At 61.9% G+C, this 15,736-nt stretch carries 14 protein-coding genes, 2 tRNA genes and 1 rRNA gene; 13 read left to right on the top strand and 4 right to left on the bottom strand.

All coding sequences use genetic code 11. The features are described 5' to 3' along the window. Nucleotides 1-20 precede the first annotated feature (20 nt). The 3 genes from LE197_RS23000 to LE197_RS22990 all read right to left on the bottom strand — a co-directional run bounded on the left by LE197_RS23000 (nucleotide 21) and on the right by LE197_RS22990 (nucleotide 2,520). Nucleotides 21-293 carry a TfoX/Sxy family protein gene (locus tag LE197_RS23000; protein ID WP_003095094.1) on the bottom strand — a complete coding sequence of 91 codons (273 nt, stop codon included), beginning with the start codon at nucleotides 291-293 and terminating at the stop codon, nucleotides 21-23. A gap of 225 nt (nucleotides 294-518) precedes the next feature. Further along, on the bottom strand, nucleotides 519-866 hold the full coding sequence (locus LE197_RS22995) for a pentapeptide repeat-containing protein (protein WP_003095090.1): 348 nt from the start codon (nucleotides 864-866) through the stop codon (nucleotides 519-521). Between the two features lie 91 nt (nucleotides 867-957). Next, nucleotides 958-2,520: a bifunctional aminoglycoside phosphotransferase/ATP-binding protein gene (locus tag LE197_RS22990; RefSeq protein ID WP_003095088.1), complete on the bottom strand. Its 1,563-nt coding sequence runs from the start codon at nucleotides 2,518-2,520 to the stop codon at nucleotides 958-960. A 212-nt stretch (nucleotides 2,521-2,732) separates the two neighbouring features. Between LE197_RS22990 and mrcB the strand changes: the two genes are divergently transcribed. Genes mrcB through LE197_RS22975 form a run of 3 tightly spaced genes read left to right on the top strand, consistent with a single transcriptional unit; the run spans nucleotide 2,733 to nucleotide 6,182 of the window. After that, the gene (mrcB, locus tag LE197_RS22985) at nucleotides 2,733-5,057 is read left to right on the top strand and encodes a penicillin-binding protein 1B (protein WP_003100154.1); all 2,325 of its coding nucleotides are present in this window, start codon (nucleotides 2,733-2,735) and stop codon (nucleotides 5,055-5,057) included. A 16-nt stretch (nucleotides 5,058-5,073) separates the two neighbouring features. Then, a complete protein-coding gene (gene lpoP / locus LE197_RS22980) occupies nucleotides 5,074-5,853 on the top strand; it encodes a penicillin-binding protein activator LpoP (protein WP_003095080.1) in 780 nt (259 codons plus the stop codon). Next, nucleotides 5,853-6,182, top strand: coding sequence for a YqcC family protein (locus LE197_RS22975; protein ID WP_003100152.1), 330 nt, complete (start codon nucleotides 5,853-5,855; stop codon nucleotides 6,180-6,182). The genes lpoP and LE197_RS22975 overlap by 1 nt, the downstream gene beginning before the upstream one ends. A gap of 107 nt (nucleotides 6,183-6,289) precedes the next feature. Here LE197_RS22975 and LE197_RS22970 read toward each other — a convergent pair whose 3' ends face one another. Beyond that, nucleotides 6,290-6,742 (bottom strand): DUF4124 domain-containing protein, encoded by a 453-nt coding sequence (locus tag LE197_RS22970; protein ID WP_003095076.1) that lies wholly within the window; start codon nucleotides 6,740-6,742, stop codon nucleotides 6,290-6,292. Between LE197_RS22970 and LE197_RS22965 the strand changes: the two genes are divergently transcribed. From LE197_RS22965 to LE197_RS22920, 10 genes are all read left to right on the top strand, one after another. Beyond that, nucleotides 6,732-7,004: a hypothetical protein gene (locus tag LE197_RS22965; protein WP_152934532.1), complete on the top strand. Its 273-nt coding sequence runs from the start codon at nucleotides 6,732-6,734 to the stop codon at nucleotides 7,002-7,004. The two genes, LE197_RS22970 and LE197_RS22965, sit on opposite strands and share 11 nt — an antisense overlap. A 288-nt stretch (nucleotides 7,005-7,292) precedes the next feature. Then, nucleotides 7,293-9,017, top strand: a complete 1,725-nt coding sequence (locus LE197_RS22960; protein WP_023108793.1) for an acetolactate synthase 3 large subunit — start codon at nucleotides 7,293-7,295, stop codon at nucleotides 9,015-9,017. Between the two features lie 2 nt (nucleotides 9,018-9,019). After that, a complete protein-coding gene (ilvN, locus tag LE197_RS22955; RefSeq protein WP_003095069.1) occupies nucleotides 9,020-9,511 on the top strand; it encodes an acetolactate synthase small subunit in 492 nt (163 codons plus the stop codon). A 42-nt stretch (nucleotides 9,512-9,553) separates the two neighbouring features. Then, nucleotides 9,554-10,570 carry a ketol-acid reductoisomerase gene (ilvC, locus tag LE197_RS22950; protein ID WP_003095066.1) on the top strand — a complete coding sequence of 339 codons (1,017 nt, stop codon included), beginning with the start codon at nucleotides 9,554-9,556 and terminating at the stop codon, nucleotides 10,568-10,570. A gap of 154 nt (nucleotides 10,571-10,724) precedes the next feature. Continuing rightward, on the top strand, nucleotides 10,725-11,540 hold the full coding sequence (gene pssA / locus LE197_RS22945; protein ID WP_003095061.1) for a CDP-diacylglycerol--serine O-phosphatidyltransferase: 816 nt from the start codon (nucleotides 10,725-10,727) through the stop codon (nucleotides 11,538-11,540). Between the two features lie 60 nt (nucleotides 11,541-11,600). Then, on the top strand, nucleotides 11,601-12,614 hold the full coding sequence (msrP, locus tag LE197_RS22940; protein ID WP_003116065.1) for a protein-methionine-sulfoxide reductase catalytic subunit MsrP: 1,014 nt from the start codon (nucleotides 11,601-11,603) through the stop codon (nucleotides 12,612-12,614). Further along, nucleotides 12,614-13,222 (top strand): protein-methionine-sulfoxide reductase heme-binding subunit MsrQ, encoded by a 609-nt coding sequence (gene msrQ, locus LE197_RS22935; protein ID WP_003100143.1) that lies wholly within the window; start codon nucleotides 12,614-12,616, stop codon nucleotides 13,220-13,222. Before msrP ends, msrQ begins: the two co-directional genes overlap by 1 nt. 540 nt (nucleotides 13,223-13,762) lie before the next feature. Next, nucleotides 13,763-15,295, top strand: a 16S ribosomal RNA gene (locus LE197_RS22930). Nucleotides 15,296-15,359: 64 nt separating this feature from the next. Further along, nucleotides 15,360-15,436: transfer RNA gene (locus LE197_RS22925), tRNA-Ile, on the top strand. Between the two features lie 28 nt (nucleotides 15,437-15,464). After that, a tRNA-Ala gene (locus LE197_RS22920) sits at nucleotides 15,465-15,540 on the top strand. Nucleotides 15,541-15,736 lie beyond the last annotated feature (196 nt).

Raw genomic sequence — 15,736 nt, 5'->3', positions numbered from 1 at the left:
CTTCCCGTGGCAGGTGTGAGCTAGCTCTTGTTTCGCACGGGGAAAGTCTCCAGCTCGCCGAGCAGTGCGGCCTTGTGGTCTGGGGACAGCTCGTTCCAGTGAACGTCGAGGAGTGCGCCTTCGATGGCATAGAGCAAGACTTTCGAGGCTCGGAAGCCGCGCGCGCGGACCGCGCGATAGGCTCCCACCGAGCCGAGCCGACGCAGATCGGTGGCGCTGTGGATACCCACGGCATGCAACCATTGGGTCGAGGTTTTCCCGAGGTTTTTCAGGTTCAGCAGTTCGTCGTTCATCGTCGGTCCTTGCGATGCCGCTCAGAAGCGTGATGGCGCGGAACTGCCTGGAACCGGTCCGGAGCCGACAGGGCCGGCGCGATGGAGCGAGATGGCCGACGCGAGCGGCCTTCGCCCTTACGATCCGGCGTAGGCGGTCCGGGACCGATCCTCAGCCGGCCGGGTACCTGCCAGAAGTGTAGCGGCCTCCCGGCAAAACGTGGCCTGGCGTGGTCCTTCCGCTTCTCAGGGCTCCGGCAGGTAGCGCAGGCGGGTGCCGAAGTTCACCGACATGCGGATCTCGTCCGGCGCCAGGCGCAACGGGAAATACGTACCGGATATCTGCGCATGGGCCAGGCTGGCGCCCTCCAGGCGCGCCTCGCGCAGATCCACGCCGCGCAGGTCGGCGCCGCGGAAATAGGCATCGCTGAAGTCGACGCGGGCGGCATCCAGCAGACGCAGGTCGAGGCCGCGGAAGTCGCCGCCGGCCAGGTCGATCCAGCCGTCGGCCGGCTTCTGTCGGTTGAAGCCTTCGATGTCTTCGGCGTGGAGCAGTTGGTAGAGCGGCGAGTCGAGCTGACGGGGCGAGTTCATGGGCGGCGTCCTGTGCAGAAGGCTCGCCGTGAGTATAGAAGAGCAGCGGCATGGCGCCCGCCCTGGAGGGGCGGGCGCCATGGCAGTTCGTTCAGAGACCGGGCAGGCGCTGGCGAATGCCGTCGACCAGCCCGTCGAGGCTGGCCGCGTCGTGGGTGTCTACGCGCTTGCTCTGGACCGTCTCCGCCGCTGTCAGCGGCTCGCGGGTAGCCTGCTGGGTGCGGATCACGTCGAGAGTCGCGTCGGACGGATCCTTGCCTTCCGCCTGGCGTTGCGCAAGCCAGCCGGCGATCACCGCTTCGGGCGCCTGGCAGTCGAGGATCAGGAACGGCACGCCGGTTTCTTCCGCGATGTGGCAAGCGGCCTGGCGCTGATTCTGCTTCAGGTAGGCGGCATCGATCACCACCGGATAGCCGGCCTGGAGGATCTTCGCGGCCAACTGGTGAAGGTGCGCATAGGTCGCTTCGCTGGCCTGGCTGCTATAGATGCCGGCGGCGAACTGGCCCCTGTCGTGTTCCGGCTGCTCGCCGAACAGACGCTTGCGTTCGATATCCGAGCGCAGGCGCACGGCGCCCAGAGCCTCCACCAGACGCATGGCCACCTGGCTCTTGCCGACCGCGGAGACACCATGGGTGACCGCCAGGAAGCGCGAGGGAATGGCGCTGTAGCTTTCCGCCAGGTTGGCGTAGTTGCGGTACTGGCGCAGGGTCGCGGCGCGCTGCACGGCATCGGTCTGGTAGCCGAGGCTGAACAGCGCGACCTTGGCGCGGACCATGGCGCGGTAGGCCTTGTAGAAGTTCAGCAGTTCCAGGGCCTGGTAGTCGCCGGTGTGTTCCAGATAGAGGCTGACGAAGCGTCGAGCGTGGCACTTCAGGCCGCGATCTTCCAGGTCCATCGCGAGGAAGGCGAAGTCGGCGCAGACATCGGTGAAGCGGAACGGTTCGTTGAATTCGATGCAGTCGAACAGCACTACCCTGCCGTCGATCAGCGCGGCGTTGCCCAGGTGGATGTCGCCGTGGCATTCGCGGATGAAGCCCTTCGCCTTGCGCTCCTGGAGCACCGGCAGCAGGCGTTCGAAGCTGCTTTCCGCCCAGGCTTCGAGGGCATCCAGCTGTTGCAGGTCGGCCTTGTCCTTGAGCAGCGGGCGAACCTGCTCGAAATTCTGCCGCACCGGCGCCATGCAGGACTCGGCGGTGCCCAGCGGGTGCTCCAGCGGCACCTTCGGAGTGTTCTGGTGGAAGTGCGCGATCTGCTCGGCCAGTTCGTCAATATGCTGGTTGGACAGTTCGCCGCGGCCCTGGATTGCCGCCAGCAGGTTGTCCTGCGGGAACTGGCGCATCTTCAGCAGGTATTCGATTGCCTCGCCGTCGCCGCCGATCCGCGGCGCCTCTTCGCTGCCGGTGATCGGCAGGACCTCCAGGTAGAGATCGTCGGTGAGGCGCTGATTCAGGCGCAGCTCTTCGTTGCAATAGAAGCGGCGCTTGTCCAGGCTGGTGAAATCGAGAAAGCCGAAATCCATCGGCTTCTTGATCTTGTAGGCGTAGGGACCGGTCAACAGGACCCAGGAGATGTGCGTCTCGATGACCTCGAAGCGCTCCACCGGGTGGGGGTAGAGGGCCGGGTTCTGCAGGGCGGCGATCAGGGTCTGGCTCACGGGATATCCTTGCCTCTGAAATATGCGAAAACCCGCATTATGGCGGGAAGGGGTGACAGTGCAAACCTCGCTGGCGGATAGCAACCATTTGCCGGATCGCCGGTCGAATGCGCCGCGCTGCCGCCGCGCCTATCCACCGGGGCCGCGCAGACCGTGGATGCCGCCGATGCGGTGTCTGTCCGCTGTGGATAAAGTACGTATAATGCGCCGCCATGACGCGTCCCCGATCCCCCCGTTCCCGTAACAGCAAAGCACGCCCGGCACCCGGCCTGAACAAATGGCTCAGCTGGGCTCTCAAGCTCGGCCTCGTCGGCCTGGTGCTCCTCGCCGGCTTCGCCATCTATCTCGATGCCGTGGTGCAGGAGAAATTCTCCGGCCGGCGCTGGACCATCCCGGCGAAGGTCTATGCCCGCCCGCTGGAGCTGTTCAACGGCCTGAAGCTGAGCAGGGAAGACTTCCTGCGCGAACTCGACGCCCTCGGCTACCGTCGCGAGCCCAGCGTGAGCGGCCCTGGAACCGTATCGGTGGCGGCCAGCGCGGTCGAACTCAATACCCGTGGCTTCCAGTTCTACGAAGGCGCGGAACCGGCCCAGCGCGTGCGCGTGCGCTTCAACGGCAACTACGTCAGCGGGCTGAGCCAGGCCAACGGCAAGGAACTGGCGGTGGCGCGCCTTGAGCCGCTGCTGATCGGCGGCTTGTATCCGGCGCACCATGAGGATCGCATCCTGGTCAAGCTCGACCAGGTGCCGACCTACCTGATCGACACCCTGGTCGCGGTCGAGGATCGCGACTTCTGGAACCACCATGGTGTGTCGCTGAAATCCGTGGCGCGGGCGGTGTGGGTCAACACCACGGCCGGCCAGTTGCGCCAGGGCGGCAGCACCCTGACCCAGCAGTTGGTGAAGAACTTCTTCCTGAGCAATGAGCGCAGCCTGAGCCGCAAGATCAACGAAGCGATGATGGCGGTGCTGCTGGAACTGCACTACGACAAGCGCGACATCCTCGAGTCCTATCTCAACGAGGTGTTCCTCGGCCAGGATGGGCAACGAGCGATCCATGGCTTCGGCCTGGCCAGCCAGTATTTCTTCAGCCAGCCGTTGGCCGAGCTCAAGCTCGACCAGGTGGCGCTGCTGGTCGGCATGGTCAAGGGGCCGTCCTACTTCAACCCGCGGCGTTACCCGGATCGTGCGCTGGCGCGGCGCAACCTGGTGCTCGACGTGCTCGCCGAGCAGGGCGTGGCGACCCAGCAGGAAGTCGACGCCGCCAAGCTGCGCCCGCTCGGCGTGACCCGGCAGGGCAGCATGGCCGACAGCTCCTATCCGGCCTTCCTCGACCTGGTCAAGCGCCAGTTGCGCCAGGACTACCGCGACGAGGACCTGACTGAGGAAGGGCTGCGCATCTTCACCAGCTTCGATCCGATCCTGCAGGAGAAGGCCGAGACCTCCGTCAACGAAACGCTCAAGCGTCTCAGTGGGCGCAAGGGGGTCGACCAGGTCGAGGCGGCGATGGTCGTGACCAATCCGGAAACCGGTGAGATCCAGGCCCTGATCGGCAGTCGCGACCCGCGCTTCGCCGGCTTCAACCGGGCCCTGGACGCGGTGCGGCCGATCGGTTCGCTGATCAAGCCGGCGGTCTACCTGACCGCTCTCGAGCGGCCGAGCAAGTACACCCTGACCACCTGGGTACAGGACGAGCCCTTCGCGGTGAAAGGCCAGGACGGCCAGGTCTGGCGACCGCAGAACTACGACCGGCGCTCGCATGGCACGATCTTCCTGTACCAGGGCCTGGCAAACTCCTACAACCTGTCCACCGCCAAGCTCGGCCTCGACGTCGGTGTGCCCAACGTGCTGCAGACCGTCGCCCGGCTGGGTATCAACCGTGACTGGCCGGCCTATCCGTCGATGCTGCTGGGCGCCGGTTCGCTCAGTCCGATGGAGGTCGCCACCATGTACCAGACCATCGCCAGCGGCGGCTTCAACACGCCGTTGCGGGGGATCCGCAGCGTCCTCACTGCCGACGGCCAGCCGCTCAAGCGCTATCCGTTCCAGGTCGAACAGCGCTTCGACTCGGGCGCCGTCTACCTGGTGCAGAACGCCATGCAGCGGGTCATGCGCGAAGGCACCGGGCGTTCGGTGTACAGTCAATTGCCGTCGTCGCTGACCCTCGCCGGCAAGACCGGCACCAGCAACGACTCGCGCGATAGCTGGTTCTCCGGTTTCGGCGGCGACCTCCAGGCTGTGGTCTGGCTCGGTCGCGACGACAACGGCAAGACGCCGCTTACCGGCGCCACCGGTGCCTTGCAGGTGTGGGCCAGCTTCATGCGCAAGGCGCATCCGCAATCGCTGGAAATGCCGATGCCGGAGAACGTGGTGATGGCCTGGGTCGACGCGCAGACCGGGCAGGGCTCGGCGGCGGATTGCCCGAATGCCGTACAGATGCCCTATATTCGTGGCAGCGAGCCCGCCCAGGGCCCAGGCTGCGGGAGCCAGAACCCCGCCGGCGAGGTGATGGACTGGGTACGTGGCTGGCTGAATTGATCCGAGAGGACCTGACGTGAAGAAGATTTTCGTATTCGCCGCGCTTGCCGGCAGTGCCGTGCTCGCGGGCTGCGCCAGCCCGCAGCACGGGGCGATCCCGGTGGTGGATTCCGGTACTCCGGTGTCCAACCAGGAAAGCGGCGGTTTCCGCATCACCCGTACCCAGGTACCGCGTACCCAGCAAGGCGCCGCCACCCAGGGCATTCCCCAGGGCGGCGACTCCGGTGTGGTGGTGATGGTGCCGCAGGGCGCCAATTCCGCACCGATCCAGACTTTCCCGGCGCAGTCCGGCGCCGCGCCGATCAGCAGCGCTCCGCTCGGCACCGGCACCCAGTACCAGGCTCCGCCCAGCAGCGCCTCCACGCCACCGCTGGGTGGCAGCTACAACATGCCGCCCAGCGGCGCCAGTCGTTCCGCGCCCACCGGCATTCCGGCCTCCGGCTCGGCCGGCAGCCTGGCGGCCGACGAGCAGTTGGACGGGCCGGTCCTGGCGATGCTCACAACCGCCCAGCAACAGCAGGGCAGCGGCGACCTGAACAGCGCCGCCGCCAGCCTCGAGCGAGCCCAGCGCATCGCTCCGCGCGAGCCGCAGGTGCTCTATCGCCTGGCCCAGGTGCGCCTGGCCCAGGGCGATGCGGCCCAGGCCGAGCAGGTCGCGCGCCGTGGCTTGAGCTACGCCAATGGCCGGCCGGCCTTGCAGGCCGGGCTCTGGGAACTGATCGCCCAGGCTCGGGAGAAGCAGGGAGACTCCGCCGGCGCTGCGCTGGCCCGGCAGAAGGCCAAGGTCAGCTCCTGATGGATCGACGGGTCTATGCGCTGGCCGACCAGTTGTTGCTGATCGAGCGTGAGTTGCGTGCCCTCGGCTGGTGGAGCGAAAGCAGCCCCGCCCCGGAAGCGCTGGCCAGCCCCGAGCCGTTCTGCGTGGATACGCTGGCGCTCGAGCAATGGCTGCAATGGATCTTCCTGCCACGGATGAAGCTGATTCTCGAAAGCGACAGCGCCTTGCCGCAAGCCTCGGGTATCCTGGCCATAGCCGAGGTGGCCTATGCGCAGCGTGGCGAGGAAGTCGCCGGCCTGCTGGCGGCGCTTGGCGAGTTCGACCGGCTGATCGGCGGGCCGTCATGAAGCTTCGGCAGTAAAGAAAAACCCGGCTACAGGCCGGGTTTTTCTTTGCTTCAAGCAAGGCGGAGAGCCGGGTCAGCCCCATGCTGCGGGACGGGGCTGTGTTCGCCTCAGCGGCAATTCTCCTGGATCGCCTTTTCGGCCTTGGCGATTCGCTCCTGGCGTTCTTCCTCGCCGAGGCGACGGAGTTCGCCCTTGCCTTCGTCGACCCTTACGCGCGGGTTGTTCTTCAGTTGCGCGAGGTTGTTGCGGGTCTCTTCGCAGAACTGCTTGCGCTCGGCCTCTTCCTTCGCCACTTGCTGCTTCACCTTGTCGTCGATCGCCTTCTGCTCGGGATCGGCCGGTTTCTGCTGGATGGTCGGTGCCGGGGTCGAGGGGGGCAGGGGGAAGTTGTCCGGCGGCGGGGCGGTCTGGGTATTCACCGTGGTCGCTTGCGCACCTTGCGGCGGTTGTGCGCCGAAGTGGGTGACGCCCTCGGCGTCGACCCATTTGTAGATCGGGGCGGCCATGGCGAAAGAGGAGAGGGCGAGCAACAAGCTGGCCGGGAGGATCATGCGTCGCATGCGGAGTCCTTGGAATGCGCTAACTGCGGCTAACTATAACCAAATCCGCCAGCGCGGCATGCTGCACGGCATCACAACCGCCGCCGGAGACGGCCTCGCCGTGGCAAGTCCTCGCGGGAATCATGGGCATTTTGGAAAAGTTTGCTCTAAATCGGAATTTTCTAGCCATAAAATCTGTTTTTGGTCATTGATCAGCTTTTTTATGGAAGGGTATGGCAGCTTCCTTGGAATTTTTTTTGATAATTTTCAGAATAAAGCTTGACTTGCGTTCGACGAATGCGAAGAATCCAAGCTCGCTGTAGCGGGCCGTCTGCAACCCAGTCCCCTCTCCGGCAGACCATGAGGTGCCTACCCGCGCCGAAAGTTACACCCTGCTTCGCGTTACCTCGCGCTGGGTGGAAGAGCTCCGTAACACCAGGCGCCCTTCCAAGTTTGCTCAATCGGCAGTTGACGTAGCCGGTGACTACCGTCACCCATGCTCTGCCGGGCAGCCAACCGAATTTCGGTCGCCCGCCCCTGGGTGGCCGTATAGCGTTCTAGAGGTGAAAACGTGGAGCTTTTATCTGGCGCTGAAATGGTCGTCCGCTCGTTGCGCGACGAAGGCGTTAAGTACATCTACGGGTACCCGGGTGGTGCCCTCCTGCATATCTACGACGCGCTCTTCAAGGAGCACGACGTGACCCACATCCTGGTGCGCCACGAACAGGCGGCTACCCATATGGCCGACGGCTACGCCCGCGCCACCGGCAAGCCCGGTGTCGTGCTGGTGACTTCCGGCCCGGGCGCGACCAACGCCATCACCGGTATCGCCACCGCATACATGGACTCCATCCCGATGGTGATCCTGTCGGGCCAGGTGCCGAGCAACATGGTCGGTACCGATGCGTTCCAGGAAACCGACATGGTCGGGATCTCCCGGCCGATCGTGAAGCACAGCTTCATCATCAAGCATCCCTCGGAAATTCCCGAGGTGATCAAGAAGGCCTTCTACCTGGCGCAGTCCGGTCGTCCGGGGCCGGTGGTCGTGGATATTCCGAAGGACATGGGCGACCCGACGCAGAAATTCGAATATTCCTATCCGAAGAGGGTCAAGTTGCGTTCGTACAGCCCGGCCGTTCGCGGTCACTCGGGACAGATCCGCAAGGCCGCCGAGATGCTCCTGGCCGCCAAGCGCCCGGTGGTCTATTCCGGCGGCGGCGTGATCATGGGCAATGCCGCGGCGCCGCTGACCGAGCTGGCGCAGATGCTCAACCTGCCGGTGACCAACACCCTGATGGGCCTCGGCGGGTATCCCGGCGCGGACCGCCAGTTCCTCGGCATGCTCGGGATGCATGGCAGCTTCACCGCCAACCTGGCGATGCATCACAGCGACGTGATCCTCGCGGTCGGCGCGCGTTTCGACGACCGGGTCATCAACGGTGCGGCGAAGTTCTGCCCGAACGCCAAGATCATCCACATCGACATCGATCCGGCGTCGATTTCCAAGACCATCAAGGCCGACATCCCGATCGTCGGCCCGGTGGACAGCGTTCTCACCGAAATGGTCGCGATCGTCAGGGAAATCGGCGAGACCCCGAACCAGGATGCCCAGGCTGCCTGGTGGAAGCAGATCGACGAGTGGCGTGGTAACCGTGGGTTGTTCCCGTACGACAAGGGCGACGGCAGCATCATCAAGCCGCAGACCGTCATCGAGACGCTCTACGAGGTTACCCATGGCGATGCCTTCATCACCTCCGATGTCGGCCAGCACCAGATGTTCGCCTCGCAGTACTACAAGTTCAACAAGCCCAATCGCTGGATCAACTCCGGCGGTCTCGGCACCATGGGCTTCGGCTTCCCGGCGGCGATGGGCATCAAGCTCAACTTCCCGGACGACGATGTCGCCTGCGTGACCGGCGAGGGCAGTATCCAGATGAATATCCAGGAACTGTCTACCTGCCTGCAGTACGACCTGCCGGTGAAGATCGTCAACCTGAACAATGGTGCCCTGGGCATGGTCCGCCAGTGGCAGGACATGCAGTACAACAGCCGTTATTCGCATTCCTACATGGAATCCCTGCCGGACTTCGTCAAGCTTGCCGAAGCCTACGGGCATGTCGGCATGCGCATCACCGACCTGAAGGATCTGAAGCCGAAGATGGAGGAGGCGTTCGCCATGAAGAATCGCCTGGTCTTCCTCGACATCCAGGTGGACGCCAGCGAACACGTCTATCCGATGCAGATCCGTGACGGCGCGATGCGCGACATGTGGCTGAGCAAGACGGAGCGTACCTGATCATGCGACACATCATTTCCCTGCTGCTGGAAAACGAGCCAGGCGCATTGTCCCGCGTGGTCGGCCTGTTCTCCCAACGCAACTACAACATCGAAAGCCTTACCGTGGCGCCGACCGAGGACCCGACCCTGTCGCGTCTGACGCTGACCACCGTGGGGCACGATGAGGTGATCGAGCAGATCACCAAGAACCTCAACAAGCTGATCGAAGTGGTCAAGCTGGTGGATCTGTCGGAAAGCGCCCATATCGAGCGCGAGCTGATGCTGGTGAAGGTCAAGGCCACGGGCGCCCAGCGCGCCGAGGTCAAGCGCACCACCGATATCTTCCGTGGGCAGATCGTCGACGTCACCAGTAGCGTCTATACCGTGCAACTGGCGGGTACCAGCGACAAACTGGACAGCTTCATCCAGGCCATCGGCACTGCGTCGATCCTGGAAGTGGTCCGCAGTGGCGTCACCGGCATCGCCCGTGGCGACAAGACTCTGAGCATCTGAACTGAAAGCAGGCCCGCGAGGCCTTACTGAAGGGGAATTCCCATGCGCGTTTTCTACGATAAAGACTGTGACCTCTCGATCATCCAGGGCAAGAAAGTTGCCATCATCGGCTACGGCTCCCAGGGCCACGCCCATGCCTGCAACCTGAAGGACTCCGGCGTCGACGTCACCGTGGGCCTGCGTAGCGGCTCCGCCACCGTGGCCAAGGCCGAAGCGCACGGTCTGAAGGTTGCCGACGTGAAGACCGCCGTCGCCGCAGCCGACGTGGTCATGATCCTCACCCCGGACGAGTTCCAGGGCCGCCTGTACAAGGAAGAGATCGAGCCGAACCTGAAGAAGGGCGCCACCCTGGCCTTCGCTCACGGCTTCTCCATCCACTACAACCAGGTCGTCCCGCGCGCCGACCTCGACGTGATCATGATCGCGCCGAAGGCCCCGGGTCACACCGTGCGTTCCGAGTTCGTCAAGGGCGGTGGCATCCCTGACCTGATCGCCATCTACCAGGACGCTTCCGGCAACGCCAAGAACGTCGCCCTGTCCTACGCCTGCGGCGTCGGCGGCGGTCGTACCGGTATCATCGAAACCACCTTCAAGGACGAGACCGAAACCGACCTGTTCGGTGAGCAGGCCGTTCTCTGCGGTGGTTGCGTCGAGCTGGTCAAGGCCGGTTTCGAAACCCTGGTCGAAGCCGGTTACGCGCCGGAAATGGCCTACTTCGAGTGCCTGCACGAGCTGAAGCTGATCGTCGACCTGATGTACGAAGGCGGCATCGCCAACATGAACTACTCCATCTCCAACAATGCCGAATACGGTGAGTACGTAACCGGTCCGGAGGTGATCAACGCCGAGTCCCGTGCTGCCATGCGCAACGCCCTGAAGCGCATCCAGGACGGCGAGTACGCGAAGATGTTCATTACCGAAGGTGCGGCCAACTACCCGTCGATGACTGCCTACCGCCGCAACAACGCCGCTCACCCGATCGAGCAGATCGGCGAGAAGCTGCGCGCGATGATGCCGTGGATCGCAGCCAACAAGATCGTCGACAAGAGCAAGAACTAAGCGGCTCCGGCGACAGACGAAGAAACGCGGCCCCGGCCGCGTTTTTTCGTTCTTGCCTGGCGATCTGGTATAAAGCCTGGGCCGGCGGAGTTGTCTTCCTAGTCAGAAGTGCTGTCGGCATATTCGTACCCCATCAGTTCCCAAGGAATTGTCCATGAGTGAACGTCCCGAGGAGCCGAACAAGGCCTCCGACGAAGAAAGCCTGCTGCCCATCGACGAACATATAGAAGAAGGGCACGACGCCGAAGGGCGGAAGGTTCGTCACCGCGGTATCTACCTGCTGCCCAACCTGTTCACCACGGCGGCCCTGTTTTCCGGCTTCTACGCCATCATCAATGGCATGAGCGGCCAGTTCGCCAACGCCGCCATCGCTATCTTCGTGGCCATGGTCCTCGATGGACTGGACGGCCGCGTGGCTCGCCTGACCAACACCCAGAGCGCCTTCGGCGCCGAGTACGACTCGCTGTCGGACATGGTCGCCTTCGGTGTGGCGCCGGCGCTGGTCGCCTTCGAATGGGCGCTTGGCAGCCTCGGCAAGGTCGGCTGGATGGTCGCCTTCATCTACGTTGCGGGCGCAGCCCTGCGTCTGGCTCGTTTCAACACCCAGGTCGGCAAGGCCGATAAGCGCTATTTCATCGGCCTGGCCAGTCCGGCCGCCGCGGCGCTGGTGGCGGGCACGGTATGGGCGTTCAGCGATTTCGAGATCCAGGGCGCCAAGGTTGCCTTCCTCGTCGCCCTGCTGGTCGCCGCCGCTGGTGTGCTGATGGTCAGCAACATCAAGTACCACAGCTTCAAGGATCTCGACCTGCGCGGCCGGGTGCCGTTCGTGGCGATCCTTATCGTGGTGCTGGCCTTCGCCGTGGTCTTTACCGACCCGCCGCGCATCCTCCTGTTGCTGTTCCTTGCCTACGCGGCCTCCGGTCCTGTGCAATACCTGCTGCAACTGCGTCGCCGGAAGCAGCCGAGCTGATGTAATTTCCAACGGGCTCCGTAGTCTACTGGCACAAAGCTGGTCATTGCGGAGCCCGTCATGCTGATCAAGATTCCCTCCCGTTCCGACTGTTCCGAGTCGGAAGTCACGTCCGAAACCCTCTACCTGTCCCGTCGGCGCCTGCTCGGCGCTTCCCTCGCCGGATTGGCGCTGGCCAGCGGCCTGCCACGCCTGGGCTTTGCCGACGAGCAGCGCTATGCCGGCGTCGAGTCGGTACCGGCGCCGGGCTGGTTCGCCGAAAAGCTACCGCAGACCCGCTGGCAGGCGGTGAATGTCCAGGGGGAGGCGATCACGCCATTCAAGGACGCCACCCACTACAACAATTTCTACGAGTTCGGGCCGAACAAGGGCGACCCGGCGGAAAACGCCTCGGCCCTGAAGACCGAGCCCTGGTCGGTGGTGATCGACGGCGAGGTCGGCAAGCCGGGTACCTATGCCCTCGAGGATTTCGTCAAACCCTACCAACTGGAAGAGCGCATCTATCGGCTGCGCTGCGTGGAAGCCTGGTCGATGGTGATCCCTTGGCTGGGCTTTCCCTTGGCGGACCTGCTCAAGCGGGTCGAACCCAATGGGCAGGCGAAGTTCGTCCGTTTCGAAACCCTGCAGCGTCCGGAACAGATGGTCGGCCAACGCTCCGGTTTCTCGGTGATCGACTGGCCTTATATGGAAGGCTTGCGCATGGACGAGGCGATGCATCCCCTGGCAATTCTGGCGGTGGGCATGTACGGGCGGCTGTTGCCCAACCAGAATGGCGCGCCGTTGCGCCTGGTGGTGCCGTGGAAGTATGGCTTCAAGAGCATCAAGTCTATCGTGCGTATCAGTCTGGTCCGCGAGCAGCCGAAGACCACCTGGGAAAGCATTGCCGCCAACGAGTACGGGTTCTATGCCAACGTCAATCCGCAGGTCGACCACCCGCGGTGGTCCCAGGCCCGCGAGCGGCGCCTGCCCAGTGGGTTGTTCAGTCCCAATGTGCGGGATACGCAGATGTTCAATGGCTACGGGAGTGAGGTCGCTTCCCTTTATAGCGGCATGGATCTGAGGAAGTACTACTGATGCGCTACTGGTATCTGCGCCTTGCGGTATTCCTGGGGGCGTTGGCGGTGCCGGCCTGGTGGTTGTACCAAGCCTGGATCTTTGCCCTCGGACCTGACCCGGGCAAGACCCTGGTCGATCGACTGGGGCTGGGCGCCTTGGTATTGCTGCTACTCACCCTGGCGATGACGCCACTGCAGAAGCTGAGCGGCTGGCCGGGCTGGATCGCCGTGCGCCGCCAGTTGGGGTTGTGGTGCTTCACCTATGTGCTGCTGCACCTGAGCGCTTACTGCGTGTTCATCCTGGGGTTGGACTGGGGGCAGTTGGGCATCGAGTTGAGCAAGCGTCCCTACATCATCGTGGGAATGCTTGGATTCATCTGCCTGTTCCTGTTGGCGATCACTTCCAACCGCTTCGCCATGCGCAAGCTCGGTAGTCGCTGGAAGAAGCTGCATCGCCTGGTCTACCTGATCCTTGGGCTCGGCTTGCTGCATATGCTCTGGGTGGTGCGGGCAGACCTGGAGGAGTGGACCCTGTACGCTGTGGTTGGTGCGTCGCTCATGCTGCTGCGGCTACCCTCGATCGCTCGCCGCCTGCCCAGGCTTCGAACTCGTCCCGGTGTTTCGTAATAAAAGTTTCAAATAAGTGTTGACGCCAGTTTCTATCTCCCTATAATGCGCACCACTCCCGGCGACGACGAAGAGTAAATGCTTGAAAATCAAGGATTTACGGATTCTCTCCCAGGGGTGGTGAAGCGCTTCGGCAGGTTGTTCGCCGCAGCGGTTCGGTCCCGAAAGGGGTTCGAAACGAAGCTTCATCGAGGTGCTTGACAGCGAATTTGAACGCTGTAGAATGCGCCTCCCGCTGATCGGAAGATGGTTTGAAGGTCGGCGCAAGCGGTTGAGTAGAAAAGAAAATTTTCGAAAATAACGCTTGACGGAACGAGAGGTTGCTGTAGAATGCGCGGCCTCGGTTGAGACGAAAGCCTTGACCAACTGCTCTTTAACAAGTCGAATCAAGCAATTCGTGTGGGTGCTTGTGATGTAAGACTGGTGATCGCAAGATTATCAGCAACGCAAGTAACACTCGTGAATTCGAGAGTTTTATCTCTTTTAAGAGAATGCGATTGCTGAGCCAAGTTTAGGGTTTCTCAAAACCCAAGCAGTATTGAACTGAAGAGTTTGATCATGGCTCAGATTGAACGCTGGCGGCAGGCCTAACACATGCAAGTCGAGCGGATGAAGGGAGCTTGCTCCTGGATTCAGCGGCGGACGGGTGAGTAATGCCTAGGAATCTGCCTGGTAGTGGGGATAACGTCCGGAAACGGGCGCTAATACCGCATACGTCCTGAGGGAGAAAGTGGGGATCTTCGGACCTCACGCTATCAGATGAGCCTAGGTCGGATTAGCTAGTTGGTGGGGTAAAGGCCTACCAAGGCGACGATCCGTAACTGGTCTGAGAGGATGATCAGTCACACTGGAACTGAGACACGGTCCAGACTCCTACGGGAGGCAGCAGTGGGGAATATTGGACAATGGGCGAAAGCCTGATCCAGCCATGCCGCGTGTGTGAAGAAGGTCTTCGGATTGTAAAGCACTTTAAGTTGGGAGGAAGGGCAGTAAGTTAATACCTTGCTGTTTTGACGTTACCAACAGAATAAGCACCGGCTAACTTCGTGCCAGCAGCCGCGGTAATACGAAGGGTGCAAGCGTTAATCGGAATTACTGGGCGTAAAGCGCGCGTAGGTGGTTCAGCAAGTTGGATGTGAAATCCCCGGGCTCAACCTGGGAACTGCATCCAAAACTACTGAGCTAGAGTACGGTAGAGGGTGGTGGAATTTCCTGTGTAGCGGTGAAATGCGTAGATATAGGAAGGAACACCAGTGGCGAAGGCGACCACCTGGACTGATACTGACACTGAGGTGCGAAAGCGTGGGGAGCAAACAGGATTAGATACCCTGGTAGTCCACGCCGTAAACGATGTCGACTAGCCGTTGGGATCCTTGAGATCTTAGTGGCGCAGCTAACGCGATAAGTCGACCGCCTGGGGAGTACGGCCGCAAGGTTAAAACTCAAATGAATTGACGGGGGCCCGCACAAGCGGTGGAGCATGTGGTTTAATTCGAAGCAACGCGAAGAACCTTACCTGGCCTTGACATGCTGAGAACTTTCCAGAGATGGATTGGTGCCTTCGGGAACTCAGACACAGGTGCTGCATGGCTGTCGTCAGCTCGTGTCGTGAGATGTTGGGTTAAGTCCCGTAACGAGCGCAACCCTTGTCCTTAGTTACCAGCACCTCGGGTGGGCACTCTAAGGAGACTGCCGGTGACAAACCGGAGGAAGGTGGGGATGACGTCAAGTCATCATGGCCCTTACGGCCAGGGCTACACACGTGCTACAATGGTCGGTACAAAGGGTTGCCAAGCCGCGAGGTGGAGCTAATCCCATAAAACCGATCGTAGTCCGGATCGCAGTCTGCAACTCGACTGCGTGAAGTCGGAATCGCTAGTAATCGTGAATCAGAATGTCACGGTGAATACGTTCCCGGGCCTTGTACACACCGCCCGTCACACCATGGGAGTGGGTTGCTCCAGAAGTAGCTAGTCTAACCGCAAGGGGACGGTTACCACGGAGTGATTCATGACTGGGGTGAAGTCGTAACAAGGTAGCCGTAGGGGAACCTGCGGCTGGATCACCTCCTTAATCGAAGATCTCAGCTTCTTCATAAGCTCCCACACGAATTGCTTGATTCACTGGTTAGACGATTGGGTCTGTAGCTCAGTTGGTTAGAGCGCACCCCTGATAAGGGTGAGGTCGGCAGTTCGAATCTGCCCAGACCCACCAATTGTTAGTGTGCTGCGTGATCCGATACGGGGCCATAGCTCAGCTGGGAGAGCGCCTGCTTTGCACGCAGGAGGTCAGGAGTTCGATCCTCCTTGGCTCCACCATCCAAACAATCGTCGAAAGCTCAGAAATGAATGTTCGTGAATGAACATTGATTTCTGGTCTTTGCACCAGAACTGTTCTTTAAAAATTCGGGTATGTGATAGAAGTAAGACTGAATGATCTCTTTCACTGGTGATCATTCAAGTCAAGGTAAAATTTGCGAGTTCAAGCGAATTTTCGGCGAATGTCGTCTTCACA

The organism is Pseudomonas sp. PS1(2021) (genome assembly GCF_020405165.1).
Lineage (GTDB): Bacteria > Pseudomonadota > Gammaproteobacteria > Pseudomonadales > Pseudomonadaceae > Pseudomonas > Pseudomonas aeruginosa.
This window is presented reverse-complemented; position numbering and strand designations above follow the sequence as displayed.